This is a genomic window from Streptomyces sp. DT190, from assembly GCF_049846985.1.
Classification (GTDB): Bacteria; Actinomycetota; Actinomycetes; order Streptomycetales; family Streptomycetaceae; genus Streptomyces.
In genome coordinates, this window is sequence record NZ_JBNCNM010000002.1 from 279,227 (window position 1) to 297,146 (window position 17,920).

General features: G+C 73.9%; 16 protein-coding genes and 1 pseudogene. 12 read left to right on the forward strand and 5 right to left on the reverse strand.

What is annotated here, in order from left to right; all coding sequences use genetic code 11:
- Positions 1-60 precede the first annotated feature (60 nt).
- From ACPXCS_RS04730 to ACPXCS_RS04740, 3 genes are all read left to right on the forward strand, one after another.
- Positions 61-1,332 (forward strand): sensor histidine kinase, encoded by a 1,272-nt coding sequence (locus ACPXCS_RS04730; protein WP_425944253.1) that lies wholly within the window; start codon positions 61-63, stop codon positions 1,330-1,332.
- Positions 1,322-1,981, forward strand: coding sequence for a response regulator (locus ACPXCS_RS04735; protein WP_425944527.1), 660 nt, complete (start codon positions 1,322-1,324; stop codon positions 1,979-1,981). Before ACPXCS_RS04730 ends, ACPXCS_RS04735 begins: the two co-directional genes overlap by 11 nt.
- A gap of 134 nt (positions 1,982-2,115) precedes the next feature.
- A complete protein-coding gene (locus ACPXCS_RS04740; protein ID WP_425944251.1) occupies positions 2,116-3,444 on the forward strand; it encodes a cytochrome P450 family protein in 1,329 nt (442 codons plus the stop codon).
- On the opposite strand, the gene ACPXCS_RS04745 is transcribed toward ACPXCS_RS04740, so the two are convergent.
- Entirely contained in the window at positions 3,389-4,312 is a 924-nt protein-coding gene (locus tag ACPXCS_RS04745) for an NAD-dependent epimerase/dehydratase family protein (protein ID WP_425944249.1), read from the reverse strand. The genes ACPXCS_RS04740 and ACPXCS_RS04745 overlap by 56 nt on opposite strands.
- Positions 4,309-5,307: a ScbA/BarX family gamma-butyrolactone biosynthesis protein gene (locus ACPXCS_RS04750; RefSeq protein WP_425944247.1), complete on the reverse strand. Its 999-nt coding sequence runs from the start codon at positions 5,305-5,307 to the stop codon at positions 4,309-4,311. The genes ACPXCS_RS04745 and ACPXCS_RS04750 overlap by 4 nt, the downstream gene beginning before the upstream one ends.
- A 159-nt stretch (positions 5,308-5,466) precedes the next feature.
- Between ACPXCS_RS04750 and ACPXCS_RS04755 the strand changes: the two genes are divergently transcribed.
- From ACPXCS_RS04755 to ACPXCS_RS04770, 4 genes are all read left to right on the forward strand, one after another.
- Positions 5,467-6,258 (forward strand): ScbR family autoregulator-binding transcription factor, encoded by a 792-nt coding sequence (locus ACPXCS_RS04755; RefSeq protein WP_425944245.1) that lies wholly within the window; start codon positions 5,467-5,469, stop codon positions 6,256-6,258.
- 383 nt (positions 6,259-6,641) lie between these two features.
- Positions 6,642-8,069 (forward strand): DUF2252 domain-containing protein, encoded by a 1,428-nt coding sequence (locus tag ACPXCS_RS04760; protein ID WP_425944243.1) that lies wholly within the window; start codon positions 6,642-6,644, stop codon positions 8,067-8,069.
- Positions 8,070-8,118: 49 nt separating this feature from the next.
- The gene (locus ACPXCS_RS04765; RefSeq protein ID WP_425944241.1) at positions 8,119-8,973 is read left to right on the forward strand and encodes a hypothetical protein; all 855 of its coding nucleotides are present in this window, start codon (positions 8,119-8,121) and stop codon (positions 8,971-8,973) included.
- A gap of 47 nt (positions 8,974-9,020) precedes the next feature.
- Positions 9,021-9,368 carry a rhodanese-like domain-containing protein gene (locus tag ACPXCS_RS04770; protein ID WP_094058009.1) on the forward strand — a complete coding sequence of 116 codons (348 nt, stop codon included), beginning with the start codon at positions 9,021-9,023 and terminating at the stop codon, positions 9,366-9,368.
- Positions 9,369-9,430: 62 nt separating this feature from the next.
- On the opposite strand, the pseudogene ACPXCS_RS04775 reads toward ACPXCS_RS04770, so the two are convergent.
- Positions 9,431-9,900, reverse strand: a pseudogene (locus tag ACPXCS_RS04775) (acyl-CoA dehydrogenase family protein); the annotation flags it as partial.
- Between the two features lie 389 nt (positions 9,901-10,289).
- Here ACPXCS_RS04775 and ACPXCS_RS04780 point away from each other — a divergent pair.
- From ACPXCS_RS04780 to ACPXCS_RS04790, 3 genes are read left to right on the forward strand one after another with little or no spacing between them, the layout of a single operon-like run.
- A complete protein-coding gene (locus ACPXCS_RS04780; RefSeq protein ID WP_425944239.1) occupies positions 10,290-11,327 on the forward strand; it encodes a DUF5819 family protein in 1,038 nt (345 codons plus the stop codon).
- On the forward strand, positions 11,324-12,538 hold the full coding sequence (locus ACPXCS_RS04785) for an HTTM domain-containing protein (protein WP_425944237.1): 1,215 nt from the start codon (positions 11,324-11,326) through the stop codon (positions 12,536-12,538). The genes ACPXCS_RS04780 and ACPXCS_RS04785 overlap by 4 nt, the downstream gene beginning before the upstream one ends.
- The gene (locus ACPXCS_RS04790) at positions 12,535-13,299 is read left to right on the forward strand and encodes a TrmH family RNA methyltransferase (protein WP_425944235.1); all 765 of its coding nucleotides are present in this window, start codon (positions 12,535-12,537) and stop codon (positions 13,297-13,299) included. Before ACPXCS_RS04785 ends, ACPXCS_RS04790 begins: the two co-directional genes overlap by 4 nt.
- Positions 13,300-13,359: 60 nt before the next feature.
- On the opposite strand, the gene paaN is transcribed toward ACPXCS_RS04790, so the two are convergent.
- Positions 13,360-15,051 carry a phenylacetic acid degradation protein PaaN gene (gene paaN, locus ACPXCS_RS04795; RefSeq protein WP_425944233.1) on the reverse strand — a complete coding sequence of 564 codons (1,692 nt, stop codon included), beginning with the start codon at positions 15,049-15,051 and terminating at the stop codon, positions 13,360-13,362.
- A 160-nt stretch (positions 15,052-15,211) separates the two neighbouring features.
- On the opposite strand from paaN, the gene ACPXCS_RS04800 reads away from it, so the two are divergent.
- Both ACPXCS_RS04800 and ACPXCS_RS04805 read left to right on the forward strand, forming a co-directional pair.
- The gene (locus tag ACPXCS_RS04800; protein WP_425944231.1) at positions 15,212-16,729 is read left to right on the forward strand and encodes a 3-hydroxyacyl-CoA dehydrogenase; all 1,518 of its coding nucleotides are present in this window, start codon (positions 15,212-15,214) and stop codon (positions 16,727-16,729) included.
- The gene (locus tag ACPXCS_RS04805) at positions 16,726-17,316 is read left to right on the forward strand and encodes a TetR/AcrR family transcriptional regulator (RefSeq protein WP_425944229.1); all 591 of its coding nucleotides are present in this window, start codon (positions 16,726-16,728) and stop codon (positions 17,314-17,316) included. Before ACPXCS_RS04800 ends, ACPXCS_RS04805 begins: the two co-directional genes overlap by 4 nt.
- 42 nt (positions 17,317-17,358) lie before the next feature.
- Here ACPXCS_RS04805 and ACPXCS_RS04810 read toward each other — a convergent pair whose 3' ends face one another.
- Positions 17,359-17,844 carry an Lrp/AsnC family transcriptional regulator gene (locus tag ACPXCS_RS04810; RefSeq protein WP_425944526.1) on the reverse strand — a complete coding sequence of 162 codons (486 nt, stop codon included), beginning with the start codon at positions 17,842-17,844 and terminating at the stop codon, positions 17,359-17,361.
- Positions 17,845-17,920: the final 76 nt, after the last annotated feature.

Genomic DNA, 17,920 nt, shown 5'->3' on the forward strand with positions numbered 1-17,920 from the left:
CCCCCGGACCTCCGCCCACGCCCATGGCGGCGATGGGGACGGGCTCCTACGGTGCTGCCCATGCACCCCTCGAACGTGTGGCAGGCCCTGGCCCGCCCCGGCTACCCGCTGTCGGCGTGGCCCTGGCGCTCGGCCGGTTACCTGCTCACCGGCGCGCTGACCGGCGCCGCCGTGCTCGTCGGCCTCGTGCTGTCGGCGGTGGCCGGCGGTGTCCTGACGCTCGCCCTGGTCGGGATCCCGCTGCTGCTCGCGACCGCCCTGGCGGGTCTTCCGGTGGCGGCGGCGGAGCGGCTGCGGCTGCGGCTGGTCGACGCGGAACCGGCGCCCGACCCGCACGGGCCGCCCGGCACACCGGGGTTGCGGGCCTGGCTGTCGACGCGGCTGCGGGAGCGGGCCACCTGGCGGGAGCTCGGCCACGCCCTGCTGTTCGCGGGGCTGCTGTGGCCGGTGGACGCCCTGGTCCTCGTCCTCGGGCTGCTGGCGCCGCTGTCGGTGGCCGTGACACCGGTGCTGGTGCTCGTCCTCGGCGAGGCGAAGGTGCTCAAGGTGTGGCTGGTCACCGGCTGGCCGGCCGCGTTCGGATGGGCCGTGCTCGGGCTGCTGCTGCTCGTGCCGGGCGCCTACCTGCTGGGGGTGGCGGCCGGGGCCCGGGCCGGTCTGACCCGGCTGCTGGTCGCGCCGCGGGAGCCGGCGCTGGGGGCGCGGGTGGTCGAACTGACGCGTTCCAGGGCGCGGTTGGTGGACGCCTTCGAGGCGGAGCGGCGGCGCATCGAACGCGATCTGCACGACGGGGCCCAGCAGCGGCTCGTCGCCCTGACGATGACGCTCGGCCTGGCCCGGCTCGACGCCCCGCCCGGCCCCCTCGCCGACCAGCTGGCCACGGCGCACGACGAAGCCGTGGCCGCCCTGGCGGAGCTGCGCGAGCTCATCCACGGGATCCACCCCAAGGTCCTCGCCGACTACGGCCTCGAAGCAGCCGTCGCCGACGCGGCCGACCGCTCGGCCGTGCCCGTGGACGTCGACCTGGAGCTGCCCGGGCGGCTCTCCCCGGCCGTCGAGGCCACCGCCTACTTCGTGGTGTGCGAGGCGCTCGCCAACGTGGCCCGGCACAGCGGGGCGAGCCGGGCCGAGGTCAGCGGCGGGCACCGCGACGGCCGGCTGTCGCTGGCGATCCGCGACGACGGACGCGGCGGTGCGCGGGCCGGGCGGGGCAGCGGGCTGACCGGTCTCGCCGACCGGGTGTCGGTGCTCGATGGCAGACTCTCCCTGTCCAGCCCGCCCGGCGGACCGACCCTGCTGCGTGTGGAGATCCCCTGTGGCCCTGCGAGTTGACCGCCCGCTGCGGGTCGTCCTGGCCGAGGACAGCGTGCTGCTGCGGGACGGCCTGGTCGGGCTGCTCGGCCGCTGCGGGCACGAGGTCGCCGCCGCGGTGGGCGACGCGGAGGCCCTGGTCGCCGCCGTCGGGGAGCACGACCCGGACGTGGTCGTGACGGACGTGCGGATGCCGCCCGGCTTCCAGGACGAGGGCCTGCACGCGGCCGTGCGGCTGCGCCGGGAGCGGCCCACGCTGCCCGTGCTGGTCCTCAGCCAGTACGTGCAGCGCCGGTACGCCGCCGAGCTGCTCGACTCCGGCGACGGCACGGGCGTCGGCTACCTGCTCAAGGACCGCGTCGGCCAGGTCGAGGAGTTCGTCACCGCGCTCGGCGAGGTGGCCGACGGCGGCACGGTCGTCGACCCCGAGGTGGTACGGCAGTTGCTGCGCCGCCGCCGCGACCCGCTGGAGCGGCTCACCCCGCGCGAGCGTGAGGTGCTGGCGCTGATCGCCGAGGGCCGCTCCAACAGCGCGATCGCCCGCCGGCTGGTCGTCTCGGAGGCGGCCGTGGGCAAACACGTCTCCGGCATCCTCACCAAGCTGGACCTGCCCCCGGCGGACGACACCCACCGCCGGGTGCTGGCGGTGCTGGCGTACCTGCGCGCCTAGGCCGGAGGCCTCCCTTTCGCCGCCGGCCCCCAGCCAGGGAAAGCCGGGTGACCAAAACAAACCGGTTGCCAAGTTTTTCCGGCTCCCGGATCGCACGATGGTCTCCCATCCCCGGGACCGAGGAGCGACGTGTCATGACCCAACCGGCCTGCCCCTTCCTGACGATCGATCCGTCCGGCCAGGACCTCTACGACGAGATAGCCCGGATCCGCGACCGGGGTCCGGCCGTGGAGGTGGAACTCCCGGGCGGCGTGACGGCCTGGTGGATCAACGGCCTCGAGCTGAACAAGCGGCTCCTGGCCGGACCCGAGACCAGCAAGGACGCCTACCGGCACTGGCCGGCCTGGATCAACGGGGACATCTCCCGCACCTGGCCGCTGGCCATCTGGGTCTCGGTGCGCAACATGGTCACCGCCTACGGCGCCGACCACAGCCGGCTGCGCAAACCGATGGCCGCGGCCTTCACCAAGCGCCGCGTCGACGCGCTGCTGCCGCGGGTCCAGGAGATCGTCGACCGGTCCCTGGACGCCCTGGAGCGGCTCCCGGAGGGCGAAGTCGTCGACCTGCGCGCGGCGTTCGCGGCGCCCGTGCCGCACGAGGTGGTGTGCGAGCTCTTCGGCGTACCGCACGGCGAGGACGGCCCGCGCCGGGCCCTCTACCGCATCATCGGCCGCTTCTTCGACACGGCGATCTCCCTGGAGGACGCCCAGGCCAACGCGGTCGACCTGTACGCCACGCTGACCTCGTTCCTCGCGTACAAGCGCGCGCACCCGGCCGACGACCTGACGACGGCCCTGATCGCCGCCCGCGACGAAGGCAGCCTCAGCGAACAGGAGCTGATGGACAACCTCATCCTGCTGCTCACCGCGGGCTTCGAGACCACGGTCAACCTCATCGACAACACCGTGCACAGCCTGCTCACCCACCCCGACCAGCTGGAGCTCGTCCGCTCCGGCCGGGCGAGCTGGGAGGACGCCCTGGAGGAGTCGCTGCGGTACGAGGCGCCGGGCGCCATGTCGGGCCTGCGCTACGCCGTGGAGGACATCGAGATCGAACCCGGCCTCGTCATCCCGAAGGGCGACCCGCTCGTCGTCTCCTTCGCCGGCGCCGGACGCGACCCGGAGCGGCACGGGCCCGGCGCCGACCGCTTCGACGTGACGCGCGCGAGCAGCCGCGACCACATCTCCTTCGGGCACGGCGTGCACCACTGCCTGGGCCGGCCCCTGGCGATGGCCGAGGCGACGGTGGCGCTGACCTCCCTGTTCGAGCGGTTCCCGCGGCTGGCCCCGGCCGATCCGGCGCGCCCGCCGCGACGGCTGCGCTCGATCATCTCCACCGGCCACCAGGAGCTGCCGGTGCTGCTGCACGGCGGCCACGCGGCACCGCGCCCGGAGGAGGCGGAGGCGATCAGGAAGCTGTCCGGCCTGCGAGGAACGAGCGGTACCAGGGTGCCGCGCGGGTGAACTCGGCGGTGAACCCGTCCCCGGGCGAGCAGTCCAGCTCCTTCCAGAACGCGTCGTCCACGAACCAGTGGTCGACCGTGAGCATGCCGAGGTGATGGAGGGCGAGGGGGGATCCGGCGGCCCGCTCCAGGGCGGTGGCGACGTCCACCGCCGCACCGCCGCCGGGCTCCCCCAGGTGCTCGCGCACGGCCCCGAGCAGCTCGTCGGCATGCACCGGCTCGGGGTGGGCGACGTAGCGGGCGCCGCCCCGGTGCTCCGGGGACAGCGCGGCGGCCACCACCGCGCGGCCCAGGGTCTCGACGTCGATCATCGACTGCAGCGCCGTGCACCCGGTCACCGTCGCCGACAGCGCGCCCAGCAGCCGGACCAGTCCCGGGACGACCCAGCGGTCGCCCTCGCCGTACACGAGGTGCGGCCGCAGCACCAGGCCGCCCGCGTCGAGCACGTGCCGTTCGGCGGCGGCCCGGGTGCGGCTGGTGGCCGACGCCGGCGCCACGGGGACCTGGCCGGGGCGCACGCCGTGGAAGGGGCCCCGGCCGTGGACGGCGGCCGTGCTCACGTACACGATCCGGCGCACCCCGGCGCGCACGGCCTCCTCGACCAGGGCGCGGGTGCCGTGGTCGTTGACGGCCTCGACGGTCCGGGCGTCGCCGTCGATCCGCGTGGCGCAGTGCACCAGGACGTCGGCACCGGCGCAGACGCCGCGCAGGGAGGGCGGGTCCCCCAGGTCGCCGCGGACGGCGTCGGCCCCGGGCGCGTCCTGCCGGGACAGCCGCCGTACGCGGACGCCGGGGCGGGGGCGGGCCGAGGCCGCCACCCGGCTGCCGACGAAGCCGCTCGCGCCCGTGACGAGGAGGGTGACCGTCATGACGGGGACCGTACCGGCCCGGGCCGCGCGGCCGTCAGGCTGGCGGTGAAGACGGACTCGCCGTCCTGCCGCCCGCGGACGTGCACGGTCACGTCCTGAAGGCCCTCGTCGAGCACCTCGGTCTCCAGCAGGCAGGGGCTGTGCAGTTCGGTGTACCGGGTGAAGGCGGCCGTCATCGTGCGCGGCAGGAAGGGGTGCCGGCCGCTGGCGGCGGTCGCGGCCTGACGGGCCGCCTCGAACAGGACCATGCCGGGCACGTGGTCGTTGGGCCGCGGGAAGAGGACGGGGTGGCCGGTGTCCACGCGCAGCCGCCAGACCCCGGGCCGGTCACCGGGTGCGAGGACGACGTCCTCGGCCCGGGCGCGGCCGGCGAGCCGGGGGTCGATCCCGGGCAGCAGCGGCACGGGCGTGTCCACGGCGTCCGCCCGGGACCCGCGCAGGCGGCGGTAGGCGAGCGGCGAGGTGCAGCCGGTGCTGCCGGTGCCGCGGGCGATGAACCGGCCCGCGCGGTGGAACTCCATCGTGGTCCGCATGCCCGCCAGGCCGCGGCCGCGGCGGCGTATCTCGGAGCAGACGACGTCGATGACGACCGGTTCGGCGGCGTCCGTCAGCAGCAGCGCGGCCGGGTCGGTGCGGACCGTGAGGTCCCACATGACGAAACGGGTGTCGGCCGGGGCCCCGAACTCGGCGTGCGCGAGCACCATCGAGGCCTGCCGCAACGTTTCGCCCACGACCATCGGGTCCTGGTGGATCCCGTCCACCGGGCCGAAGAAGGCATGGGCGGCGGGCCAGTGCGCGGTGAAGCGGAAACGGGTGTCGGAGATTCGGCTCCACCGGGCGGGGAAGACGTCCGTGTCCGAGGACCGGTGGGCGAGTTCCTTGGTGACGGTCGTCTGTGGCGCGTTCTCGACGACCGTCGTGGTTCTGTTTGCCGGAGGGCCCTCGCGTCCGGTGTGATCGTCCGTGCGTGCGCTCGAAGGTCCTGTCCGCGGCATGGGAACCCCCGGGATCGGCTGCCTGGCTGGGGTCGATGTTTGACTAAGATACGGACGAGCCGGTTTTTTCCAAAGGGTGAGCCAAGTCGCCGGGACGGGCTCTCGAGGCCTCGCCGCACCGCGAGTTGACTGGGACCGACGCAGATCAGGAGGCACCCGATGGCGCGACAGGAGCGCGCGATCCGCACCCGGCGGACCATCCTGGAGGCGGCCGCGGCCGTCTTCGACGAACGCGGCTACACCTCGGCGACCATCGGGGAGATCCTGGACCGGGCCGGTGTCACCAAGGGCGCGCTGTACTTCCACTTCGGCTCCAAGGAGGAGCTGGCGATCGGGGTGTTCGAGGAACAGCTCGCGATCACCCTCCCGCCGCAGGACGGCAAGCTCCAGGAGCTCGTCGACTCCGGGCTGCTGCTGGCCGGCCGGCTGCGGTCCGAGCCGCTGGTGCGGGCCAGTGTGGGGCTCGCCCTGGACCAGGGCGCGATGGACCTCGACCGCACACCCGCCTTCCAGATGTGGATCGACCAGAACGTGCAGCGGCTGGGCGAGGCCAAGGAGCGGGGCGAACTGCTGCCGCACGTCGACGTGGCGGAGACCTCGGAGCTGCTGGTCGGCAGCTTCTCCGGCGTGCAGCTGCTGTCCCAGCTGCGCTGCCAGCGGCAGGACCTGGAACGCCGGGTCGTGGTGATGTTCGAGCACCTCATGCCGAGCATCGCCGTCCCCGCGGTGCTGGCCCGCCTGGAGATCTCGGTGGACCGCGCGCGGCGGGTGCTGGCGCAGTGCGGGGTGGAGGAGCAGGGGCCGGAGCAGGGGCCCGGGCAGAAATCCGGGCAGGAGCCCCGGCAGGAGTCCGTTCAGGAGTCCGTTCAGGAGTCCGGGCCGGAGGAGTCCGGGCCGGAGGAGTCCGGGCCGGAAGGGGCCGTGCCGGAGCGGGCGCCCTCGGGGGCGTAGGCCGGGTTCTTCCCGGGGCCGGGGCCGGGGCGGGCGCCCTGAGGGGGCGGTTGTGGCGCGGGGGCCGCGTGGGCTGCCCACAGACCACCGAGTCGTCGCCGGCCACAGTCGTGGAGTCGTCCACAGCGGTGGAGCCGTCCACAGCGGTGGAGCCGTCCACAGTGGTGGAGTGGTCCGCAGCCGTGGAGTCGTCCACAGTGGTGGAGTGGTCCGCAGCCGTGGAGTCGTCCACAGTGGTGGAGTGGTCCACAGTCGTGGAGTCGTCCACAGCCGTCGCGTCGTCCACAGCCACGGAGTTGTCCACAGGGTCTGACGCGTTTCGGCTGCCGGTTGTACGGTCGGCACGAGTTGATGTTCGTGCGCGTACGGGGGAGGCGGTCGGAATGACCGGAACAGCGGCCGGGACGAGCGGCGGGGACGGAACGGCGCCCAGGCTGCCGCGGGTGCGCGGCTTCGCGGAGTGGCCTGCCGCGGGCGCGCCCAAGGACGAGGGCAAGGCCCTGCGCGAGCGCGTCCCGCGCGGCGCGCACGCCGCGTTCGACGCGGACCCCTCCCGGCCCGACGCGGTGAGCGCGGTCGAGGAGTCGGGCCGCGGCCGGCTCCCCGAACTCACCCCCCTGAGGGTGGGCCGCATGACCGCCACCCCGTTCACCTTCCTGCGTGGCGCGGCCGGCCTCATGGCCCACGACCTGGCGCGCACCCCCATGACCGGGATCGGGGCCCAGATCTGCGGCGACGCCCACGCGGCCAACTTCGGCCTGTACGGCGACGCGCGCGGCGGCCTGGTCATCGACCTGAACGACTTCGACGAGACGGTGCACGGCCCCTGGGAATGGGACCTCAAGCGCCTCGCGACCTCCCTGGTGCTGGCCGGCCGGGAGGCCGGCGCGGACGAGGACACCTGCCGCAAGGCGGCCCACGACGCGGCGGGCGCCTACCGCCGCACCATGCGGCTGCTGGCGAAGCTCCCGGTCCTGGACGCGTGGAACGCCATCGCGGACGAGGAGCTCGTCTCCCACACGGACGCCCACGACCTGCTCGGCACGCTGGAGCGGGTCTCGGAGAAGGCCCGCCTCAACACCAGCGGGCGCTTCGCGGCCAAGTCGACCGAGGCCACGGAGGGCGGCGGGCGCCGCTTCGTCGACGCCCCGCCGGTGCTGCGGCGCGTCCCGGACGAGGAGGCGGCGGCGGTCGCGGCGTCCCTGGAGGAGTACGTCGGCACCCTCCCGGAGGACCGCCTGCCCCTGCTCGCCCGGTACGCGGTGCACGATGTCGCGTTCCGCGTGGTCGGCACCGGCAGCGTCGGCACCCGGTCCTACGTCGTGCTGCTCCTGGACCACCGGGGCGAGCCGCTGGTGCTCCAGGTGAAGGAGGCGCGGGCCTCGGCGCTGGTGCCGCATCTGGTGACGGCCGGCTTCGAACCGCCCGAGGCCGGGCACGAGGGCCGCCGGGTCGTGCTGGGCCAGAAGCGCATGCAGGTCGTCAGCGACAACCTCCTCGGCTGGACGACGGTCGACGGACGCCCCTTCCAGGTCCGCCAGTTCCGCAACCGCAAGGGCAGCGTCGACCCGGCCGCCCTGGCCGCCGACCAGATGGACGACTACGGCCGGATGACCGGCGCCCTGCTGGCCCGGGCCCACGCCCACAGCGCCGACCCGCGGCTCATCGCCGGCTACTGCGGCAAGAACGAGGAGCTGGACGAGGCGATGGCGGCCTTCGCCGTCGCCTACGCCGACCGCACGGAGGCGGACCACGCGGACCTGGTGGCGGCGGTGCGCGCGGGGAAGGTCGCCGCGGAGACGGGCGTGTGACGCGCGGCGGGGGCGCGGGCCCGGTCCGGCCGTGGCCTAGGCTGGTCGGGTGACGACCCCGGAAGCTGAGCAGGGTGGTGGCGGCGCCGGTGAGGAACAGGTGACGCCCGAGGACGAGGCGGCGCGCCCCGAGGCGCGGCTGGAGCGGGCCGTACGCGCCGCCGAGCAGGCGCTGATCGAGTACGAGATCGCGGTGGAGACCTTCCGCGTCGAGATCGAGAACTTCTCCCGGCTCCACGAGCAGAAGCTCGGTCCGCTCTACGCCCGCCTGGAGGAGCTGGACGCCCGGATCCTGGAGGCCCGGGCCGCCCGCAGCGGCGACCCCGAGGACCACCGCCGGGCGGAGGAGGCCCGCGCCCGGCTCGCGCCGATCCCCGGCGTGGAGGAGCTGCTGCACGGCTGGATGGACGACAGCGGCCTGTTCCCCGAGGCCGTGGCCATGCTCACGGACCAGGCGGTCCGGCCCCCGCAGCGCGTCCGCCCCAGCGAGGAGGCCCGCAAGCTCTACCGCGACCTCGCCCGCAAGGCCCACCCGGACCTCGCGCAGGAGGAGAAGGAGCGCGAGCGGCGCGAGGAGTTCATCACCCGCGTCAACGCCGCCTACGCCCGCGGCGACGAGGCCGAGCTGCGCGAGCTCGCCGAGGAGTGGGCCAAGGGGCCCGAGCTGAAGCGGGGCCCGAGCCGCGCCGAGGAGCTGTACGCCCGCCTCGAATGGCTCGCCCAGCGCAAGGAACTGCTCGCGCTGCTCGCCAGGGAGCTGGAGGACAGTGCCATCGGCCACATGCTCCAGCTGGCCCCGGACGATCCGGACCGTCTCCTGGACGAGATCGGGCAGCAGCTGCTGACCCAGGTCGGCGAGCGCGAGACGGAGCTGGCCGGGCTGCTCGGCGACGGCACGGGCTGAGCGGAGCCCCGGCCGTCCCGGGAGCGGGTTCGGGTAGCGTCGGACACATGAGTTTTGGAGCTGGTGTACCCACCGTCGCGGTCGCGGACCTCAAGGACGGCGACTTCCTGCTGGACGTCCGTGAGGACGACGAGTGGAAGGCGGGGCACGCCGAAGGGGCGCTGCACATCCCCATCAGCGAGTTCGTCGCCCGGTACGGCGAGCTGACCGAGGCCGCCCCGCAGGACGGGCGGGTGCACGTGATCTGCCGCTCCGGCGGCCGTTCCGCGCAGGTCACGATGTACCTGGCCCAGCAGGGCGTCGACGCCGTGAACGTGGACGGCGGCATGCAGGTGTGGGAGGCGGCGGGCCGCCCCGTCGTGACGGACGACGGCCAGCCCGGGTTCGTCCTCTAGTCCTCGCCAGGGTTCGTCCCTCCGGGCCCCGCCCCGGTTTCGTCCTCCAGGCCCCGCCCCGGCTGCACGGCGACGGCCTGGAAGGTCGCGACGGGGTGGCCGACTGCACCCGCCTGATCGCGAACTCCGCGGTCATCCGCAGCACCCGCTCCCCGAGCCCGAGCCCGAGTCCGAGTCCGAGCCCGATTCCGAGTCCGAGCCCGGGACCGAGCGCGAGGGCGCATGCCCCCGTGGCCGGCAGGTCGCGCAGCCACTCCGACGCCCCGTCGGCCTCGATCATGCCCGGGCGGCGGCCCGGGCCGACTCCAGCCGCGGCATCCGGGCCGGCACCCGCGCGGACTCGCGCAGCACCCAGGCAGAGCGCGACGGCGACCAGGCCCGCCCCGCCGTAGCGCTCGTCGAGCAGCGGGCTCAGCAGGCCCGCGTCGGCGAGCCTCGTCCACAGGGCCCGGTCGTAGGTCTCGGCGACGACGCCCGGGGTGAGGGCGGGGCCGGGCCGGGCACGGCGTCGGGGGACGACATCGGCGAACACGCCCTTCGCCGCCTCGGCCGCCGCCTGCTGCTCCTCCGTTGAGCTGACGGCATGTCAGATAGAACAGGTTCCAGAAGAAGAGAAGGGGTGTACGGGCGGGGCCGTAGGGTGTCACTCCTGTGGACGACCGGCCGGGCGGCCTGTGGATAACCTGCGGGGGTCCCCTGTGAGCCGAGGGGACCGGGGCCCGGGGCGGCCCGAGCGCCCGTACGGTCGGCCTGCCCGGTGTGGCGACGGCCACGGCCCGGACCGGCCGGGAGGGGCTGTGCCGGGGTGGGCGGCCTGAGTACCGTGCCGGTGCCGGGATCGCGCAGCGGTGCGCGGTGCGGTGCGACGCCCTCGCGACCGGGCGGACGGAACGACGGGGCGGGATCGTGGAACGGGGCGGAATGGACGCGTACGACGAGGGCTCGACCGCCCGGAACGGCCCGGGCGTGCCACCCCGGCCGGACCCACCCGCGGAGCCCGGCCGACCGCCTGCCGAGCCCGGTCCGCCACCGGCCGAGTCCGTTCAGCTGTCTGCCGAGTCCGGTCCGCCACCGGCCGAGTCCGTTCAGCTGTCTGCCGAGTCCGGTCAGTCGCCTGCCGAACCTGTTCCGTCACCGGCCGAGTCCGGTCAGTCGCCTGCCGAACCCGGGGCGGTATCGGCAGAGCCTGAACAGCTGCCTGCCGAGCCCGGTTCGCCCTGGACGACCCGCCGGACCGGTCCGCCCCGGACAGCCCAGCAGCCCGCTACGCCCTGGGCGGCCCACCCGCCCGGGGAGCCCCGGTCCGGTGTCGCCCTGCTCTCGCTGCCCTACCGGATCGGTGTCGCGCTGGCCCTCGCGGTCGTCGCGGTCGGGGTCTGTGTCCACCTCGGGATGACCTTCCTGCACGTCGCGCCGGCGAACACCGTCACCAGGCAGCACGGCGAGGCCGTGGACGACTGGATCTACCCGGAGTTCGAGCAGAACTGGAAGCTGTTCGCCCCCAACCCGCTGCAGCAGAACATCTCCGTCCAGGTCCGGGCCTCGGTGCGCGGGACGGACGGCATGACCGTGACCAGCGGCTGGTACGACCTGTCCGCCGAGGACGGCCGGGCCGTCGACGGCAACCCGCTGCCCAGCCACACCCAGCAGAACGAGCTGCGCCGCGCCTGGGACTTCTTCGTCGCCACCCACGACGGCCAGAACCGCCCGGTGGGCATGCGCGGCGCGCTGTCCGAGGCGTATCTGCGCCGGATCGCGGTGCTGCGCCTGGACCGCAACGACGCCGTGCGGGCCACGACCGGGGGCGGCGGGGTCCTGGAGCGGGTGCAGGTGCGCTCCCGCACCAGCAACGTGCCCCCGCCCGAGTGGAGCCGGGAGAAGGTCTCCACCACGCCTTCCTACCGTGAGCTGCCCTGGTGGAAGGTGCCGCGCGACGAGGCCCTGGGAGGCGTGCGGTGAACCGCTTCTCCCTCGCCGTCTCGCGCGGCATCGCCCGGGTGACCGAGGCCGCCCTCGGCCCCCACCAGACCGCCGTCGTCCGCATCGGCTTCAGCGCCACCTGGCTGTTGTTCCTGCTCCGCGAGCTCCCCCACCGCCAGGAGCTCTACGGCCCCGACGGCCCGTGGAGCTGGGGCCTGGCCGAGCAGCTGATCAGCAGCAACGGCGCCTTCACCGCCCTGATGTGGTCCGACGGCCGCGTCTGGTCCGAGACCGTCTACGCGCTGTCGATCCTCACCAGCGCCCTGCTCCTGCTGGGCTGGCGCACCCGCACCATGTCGGTGCTGTTCATGGTCGGCGTGCTGTCGTTGCAGAACCGCAGCGTCTTCATGGGCGACGGCGGCGACAACGTGCTGCACCTGATGTCGATCTACCTGGTGTTCACGCGCTGCGCGCAGGTGTGGTCGCTGGACGCCCGGCGGGCCGCGCGGGCCCGGGCGGCCCGCGCGCGCGGCGAGCGGGTCACCGACCGGACGGGACCGGCCCTGTGGGGTGTGCTGGGGTGTGCGCTGATCGCGGTGACGCTGGTCGGCCGGATGCAGGGCGACTGGCTGATCCCGGCGCTGCTGTGGACCGTGTGGACGGCACAGGCGCTGTGGTGGCTGGCCGGCCGCCGCGCCGGCCCGGGCGAGCCGCGGATCATGCTCGACGTCGTCGCCAACGTCGTGCACAACGGCGCCCTGCTCGTGATCATGGCCGAGGCGTGCCTGATCTACGCGACGGCGGGCTGGTACAAGATCCAGGGCTCGCGCTGGCAGGACGGCACCGCCGTCTACTACCCGCTCCACCTGGAGTCGTTCTCGCCCTGGCCCGCCCTCGCCGACCTGCTGTCCGCCAGTGGCACGCTCGTGATGCTGGTGACCTACGGGACGGTCCTCGTCCAGGTCGCCTTCCCGTTCACGCTGTTCAACCGGCGGGTGAAGAACGTCCTGCTCGCGGTCATGATCACCGAGCACGTCGGGATCGCCGTCGTCCTCGGCCTGCCGTTCTTCTCGCTCGCGATGATCGCGGCGGACGCGGTGTTCCTGCCGACGGCCTTCCTGGGCCGTCTGGGCGCCGGGGCGGCCCGCGTGCGCGACCGGCTCACGCGCCGCCGCGCCGAGCGCCCGCGGCTGCCCGGGCAGCGCGGGCACGAGAGCCACGAGACCACGCACGTAGGCTTCGGGGCATGACCGACCCCGTCACCGGCTGGCACCGGCTCGCCGGCACCACCGTCCTGCTCGACGGCTTCCACGCCCTCAAGCACGCGCTGCGGTTCGGTGCCGAGGTGCCGGTGGCGGTCACCGCCGACCGGGCGGCCGCGCTCGCCCTGGCGGACGAGCTGGCCCCGGACGTGCGGGACACGCTGGACGCGCTGCTGACGGAGGTCCCGCACGGGACGTACACCTCGCTCGTGCCGCGCCCGCACCCGACGGCCGTGGCGGCCCTGGCCGTGCGCCCCTCGCGCGCGTCCCACCTGGAGCGGCTGGCGCACGCCCCGCGCACGGCCCCGGTCGTGGTCCTGGACAACCCGCGCAACCTCGGCAACGCGGGCGCGGTGATCCGCCTGGCGGCCGGTTTCGGGGCGACCGGCGTGGTGACGACCGGGACGGTCGACCCCTGGCACCCGACCGTCGTGCGCGGCGGCGCGGGCCTGCACTTCGCGACGGCGGTGGAACGCCTGACCGTCGACGAACTGCCCCCGGGCCCCCTGTTCGCCCTCGACCCGGAGGGCGACGACCTCCGGGGCGTACGGCTCCCGGACGACGCCGTCCTGGCGTTCGGCTCGGAACGCACGGGTCTGTCGGCCGAACTCCGCGCCCGCGCCGACCACTTGCTGTCCCTGCCGATGCGCCCTCAGGTCAGCAGCTACAACCTGGCGACGAGTGTGGCGATGACGCTGTACCACTGGAGCCTGGCAGCGCCCCGTCAGGGGCGCGGGGAACGGCGCTGACAACCACGGACGGCCCGCGGCCGCACAGCGACCGCACCCCGCACCCCGCACCCCTGAGGGTCAGGCCTCCCTGCGTACCTCGACCACCCGGAACCGGTTCGCCACGAACGCCCCGTCGCACAGGGCCGCGCTGGCCGCCGGGTTGCCGCCCGAGCCGTGGAAGTCGGAGAACGCGGCCGTCTGGTTCACGTACACCCCGCCGGTCAGGTTCAGCGACAGCTGTGCCGCCTCCTCCAGGCACACCTCCTGCACGGCCTGCTCGACCTCGGGGTCGGTGGTGTACGCGCCGACCGTCATCGCGCCCTTCTCGCGGATGGTCCGGCCCAGCAGCTCCACCGCGTCCGTGACCGAGTCGACGGCGACGGCGAAGGACACCGGCCCGAAGCACTCGCTCATGTACGCGGCCTCGGCGTCCGGCTTGGCCCCGTCCAGCTTCACGATGACCGGCGAGCGCACGACCGCACCGGGGAAGTCCGGGTTGGTGATCTCCCGGGAGGCCAGGGCGACCTCGCCCAGCCCCGCCGCGGCCTCCAGACGGGCCTTCACGTCCGGGTTGACGATCGCGCCGAGCAGCGCGTTGGCCCGGGCGTCGTCACCCAGCAGCCCGTCCACCGCCCGGGCGAGATCGGCGACCACCTCGTCGTAGGACTTGGGGCCCTGGTCGGTGGTGATGCCCTCGCGCGGGACGAGCAGGTTCTGCGGCGTGGTGCACATCTGGCCGCTGTACAGGGACAGCGAGAACGCCAGGTTGGAGAGCATGCCCTGGTAGTCCGCCGTGGAGTGCACGACGACCGTGTTGACGCCGGCCTTCTCCGTGTAGACCTGCGCCTGCCGGGCGTTGGCCTCCAGCCAGTCGCCGAACTCCGTCGAGCCCGTGTAGTCGATGATCCGGATCTCGGGGCGCAGCGCGAGCGTCTTGGCGATGCCCTCGCCGGGGCGCTCGGCGGCCAGGGCCACCAGGTTCGGGTCGAAGCCGGTCTCGGCGAGCACCTCGCGGGCCACCTGCACGGTGAGGGCGAGCGGCAGCACCGCGCGCGGGTGGGGCTTGACCAGGACCGCGTTGCCCGTGGCGAGGGAGGCGAACAGGCCCGGGTAGCCGTTCCACGTCGGGAACGTGTTGCAGCCGATCATCAGTGCGATGCCGCGCGGGACCGGGGTGAACTGCTTGGTCATCGCCAGCGGGTCGCGCTTGCCCTGCGGCTTGGTCCACTCGGCGTTGTCGGGCGTGCGCACCTGCTCCACGTACGCGTACGCCACCGCCTCCATACCGCGGTCCTGCGCGTGCGGCCCGCCCGCCTGGAACGCCATCATGAACGCCTGGCCGGAGGTGTGCATGACCGCGTGCGCGAACTCGTGCGTCCGGTCGCTGATGCGCTTGAGGATCTCCAGGCAGACGACCGCCCGCTGCTCCGCGCCCGCGTCCCGCCAGGCCCGCTGCCCGGCCTTCATGGCGGGCAGCAGCACGTCGAGGTCCGCGTGCGGGTACGTCACGCCCAGGTCGATGCCGTACGGGGAGCTCTCACCGCCCACCCAGTCGTCCGTGCCGGGCTGGCCGAGGTCGAGGCGGGAGCCGAGCAGGGCGTCGAAGGCGGCCTTGCCCGCCGCCGCGTCCAGGCTGCCGTTCTCCCCGTAGGCCTTGGGGTGCTCGGGGTGCGGGGACCAGTACGCGCGCGTGCGGATCGCTTCCAGCGCCTGGTCGAGGGTGGACCGGTGCCGGGCGATCAGCTCGTGCGCCGAGAGTGCGGCGGTCATGGGTGACCAACTCCTCGTCTCAAGAACTCCTCGTCGAGTTCATGACCTGGGCAGAAACCTGGGCAGGAACACTCGGACAGAGCTAGAGTAACCGAACGATCGGTCGGTTCAAGGGGGTCCGCCGCATCTGTGGAAAACCCCGTGCGGGAGGATCGCGCACATGACAGCACTGGACCTCAGCAGCCCCGTGGCCGTCGTCGGCACCGGCACCATGGGCCAGGGAATCGCCCAGGTCGCGCTGGTCGCGGGCCATCCGGTACGGCTGTACGACGCCCTCCCGGGGCGGGCGCGGCAGGCGGCCGACGCGATCGGGGCCCGCCTCGACCGGCTCGTCGAGAAGGAGCGGCTCACCGCCGCCGACCGGGACGCCGCCCGCGCCCGGCTGCTGCCCGCCGAGACCCTCGCCGAACTCGCGGACTGCTCGCTGGTCGTCGAGGCGGTCCTGGAGCGGCTGGACGTCAAGCAGGAGCTGTTCCGCGAGCTGGAGGACGTCGTCGACGACGACTGCCTGCTCGCCACCAACACCTCCTCGCTGTCCGTCACCGCCATCGGCGGCGCCCTGCGCGTCCCGGGCCGCTTCGTGGGCCTGCACTTCTTCAACCCCGCCCCGCTGCTGCCGCTGGTCGAGGTCGTCTCCGGCTTCGCCACCGACGTCACCTACGCCACGCGCGCGTACGAGACCGCCCGCGCCTGGGGCAAGACGCCGGTCGCCTGCGCGGACACCCCCGGTTTCATCGTCAACCGCATCGCCCGGCCCTTCTACGCCGAGGCCTTCGCGGTGTACGAGGCGCAGGGCGCCGACCCGGCGACCATCGACGCCGTGCTGCGCGAGTCGGGCGGCTTCCGGATGGGCGCGTTCGAGCTGACCGACCTGATCGGCCAGGACGTCAACGAGTCGGTCACGCGGTCGGTGTGGGAGTCGTTCTTCCAGGACGTGCGCTTCACGCCGTCCCTCGCCCAGCGGCGCCTGGTCGAGTCGGGCCGGCTGGGCCGCAAGAGCGGCCGGGGCTGGTACGACCACCAGGACGGCGCCGAGCGTCCGGAACCGGACACGGCGGACGAGCGGCAGCCGCCCGCCTACGTCGTCGCCGAGGGCGACCTGGGCCCCGCCTCCGACCTGCTCGCGCTGATCCGGGAGGCGGGCATCCAGGTCCGCGAGGAGGACGAGGACAACGGCACCCGGCTGGTGCTGCCCGGTGGCGGGCAGCTGGCCCTCGCCGACGGGCAGACCTCCGTGGAGTTCCGGGACGTCGTCTACTTCGACCTGGCCCTCGACTACCGCAAGGCGACCCGGATCGCCCTGGCCGCCTCCCAGGACACCGCCCCGCAGACCCTCGCCGAGGCCATCGGCCTGTTCCAGGCGCTCGGCAAGAAGGTCACCGTCATCGGTGACGTGCCCGGCATGATCGTCGCCCGCACGGTCGCCCGGATCATCGACCTCGCGCACGACGCGGTCGCCAAGGGCGTCGCCACCGAGGAGGACATCGACACCGCGATGCGCCTCGGTGTCAACTACCCCCTGGGGCCCTTCGAGTGGAGCCGCAGGCTCGGCCGCTCCTGGGCCTACGCGCTCCTGGACGACCTGCACCTGCGCGACCCCTCGGGGCGCTACGCGCCCTCCCTCGCGCTGTACCGCCACGCCCACGCCTCCGACCAGCGGGAGGGCAACGCCTCATGACCACCGCCAAGCGCGACACCTACACCCCGGACACGCTGCTGTCCGTCGCCGTCCGGGTGTTCAACGAGCGCGGCTACGACGGCACCTCCATGGAGCACCTGTCCAGGGCGGCCGGCATCTCCAAGTCCTCGATCTACCACCACGTCACCGGCAAGGAGGAGCTGCTGCGCCGGGCCGTGAGCCGGGCCCTGGACGGCCTCTTCGGGATCCTCGACGAGGAGCACGCGCGCGTGGGGCGCGCCGCCGAGCGCCTGGAGTACGTCGTGCGGCGCATGGTCGAGGTGCTGATAGCCGAACTGCCCTATGTGACGCTGCTGCTGCGCGTGCGCGGCAACACCGGCACCGAGCGGTGGGCCCTGGAGCGCCGCCGCGACTTCGACCACCGGGTCGCCGACCTGCTCAAGGCGGCGGCGGCCGACGGGGACGTGCGCGGCGACGTGGAGGTCCGGCTGGTGACCCGGCTGGTCTTCGGGATGATCAACTCGATCGTCGAGTGGTACCGGCCCGACGGGCGCGGGATGAACGAGCGCGAGGTGGCCGACGCGGTGGTGCAGCTGGCGTTCGGGGGGCTGCGCAGGAGCGGCTGAGACCGGCGGGGAGCGGCTGAGGGCGGCGGGGAGCGGCTCGGCTCAGCCCTGCGGCTCCAGGTCCTCCTCCTCGAAGACCAGCAGCGTGCGCGTGCTGAGCACCTCCGGGATCGCCTGGAGCCGGGTCAGCACCAGCTCGCGCAGCGACCGGTTGTCGGACACGTGCACCAGCAGCAGCACGTCGAAATCCCCGCCCACCAGGGCGATGTGAGAGGCACCGGGCAGCTGTCTGAGCTGCTCGCGCACCGTGCGCCAGGAGTTCTGCACGATCTTCAGCGTGATGTACGCGGACGTGCCCTGACCGGCCCGCTCGTGGTCGACGCGGGCGCCGAAACCGCGGATGACGCCGTCCTCGACGAGCCGGTTGATGCGGGCGTAGGCGTTGGCGCGCGAGACGTGGACCCGTTCGGCGACCGACCGTATCGAGGCGCGGCCGTCCGCCTGGAGCATGCGCAGGATGTCCTGGTCGACGGCGTCCAGCGGCCGGGCCGGCGGCAGCGAGCCGCTGTCGTCCTGGCTTTCGGCCATTTGTTCAGATGCCACCCGCGCCACCCTCCCCGCCATGGACGTACTGCGTCCATCTCAGGTTGTGGAGAACCGTTTG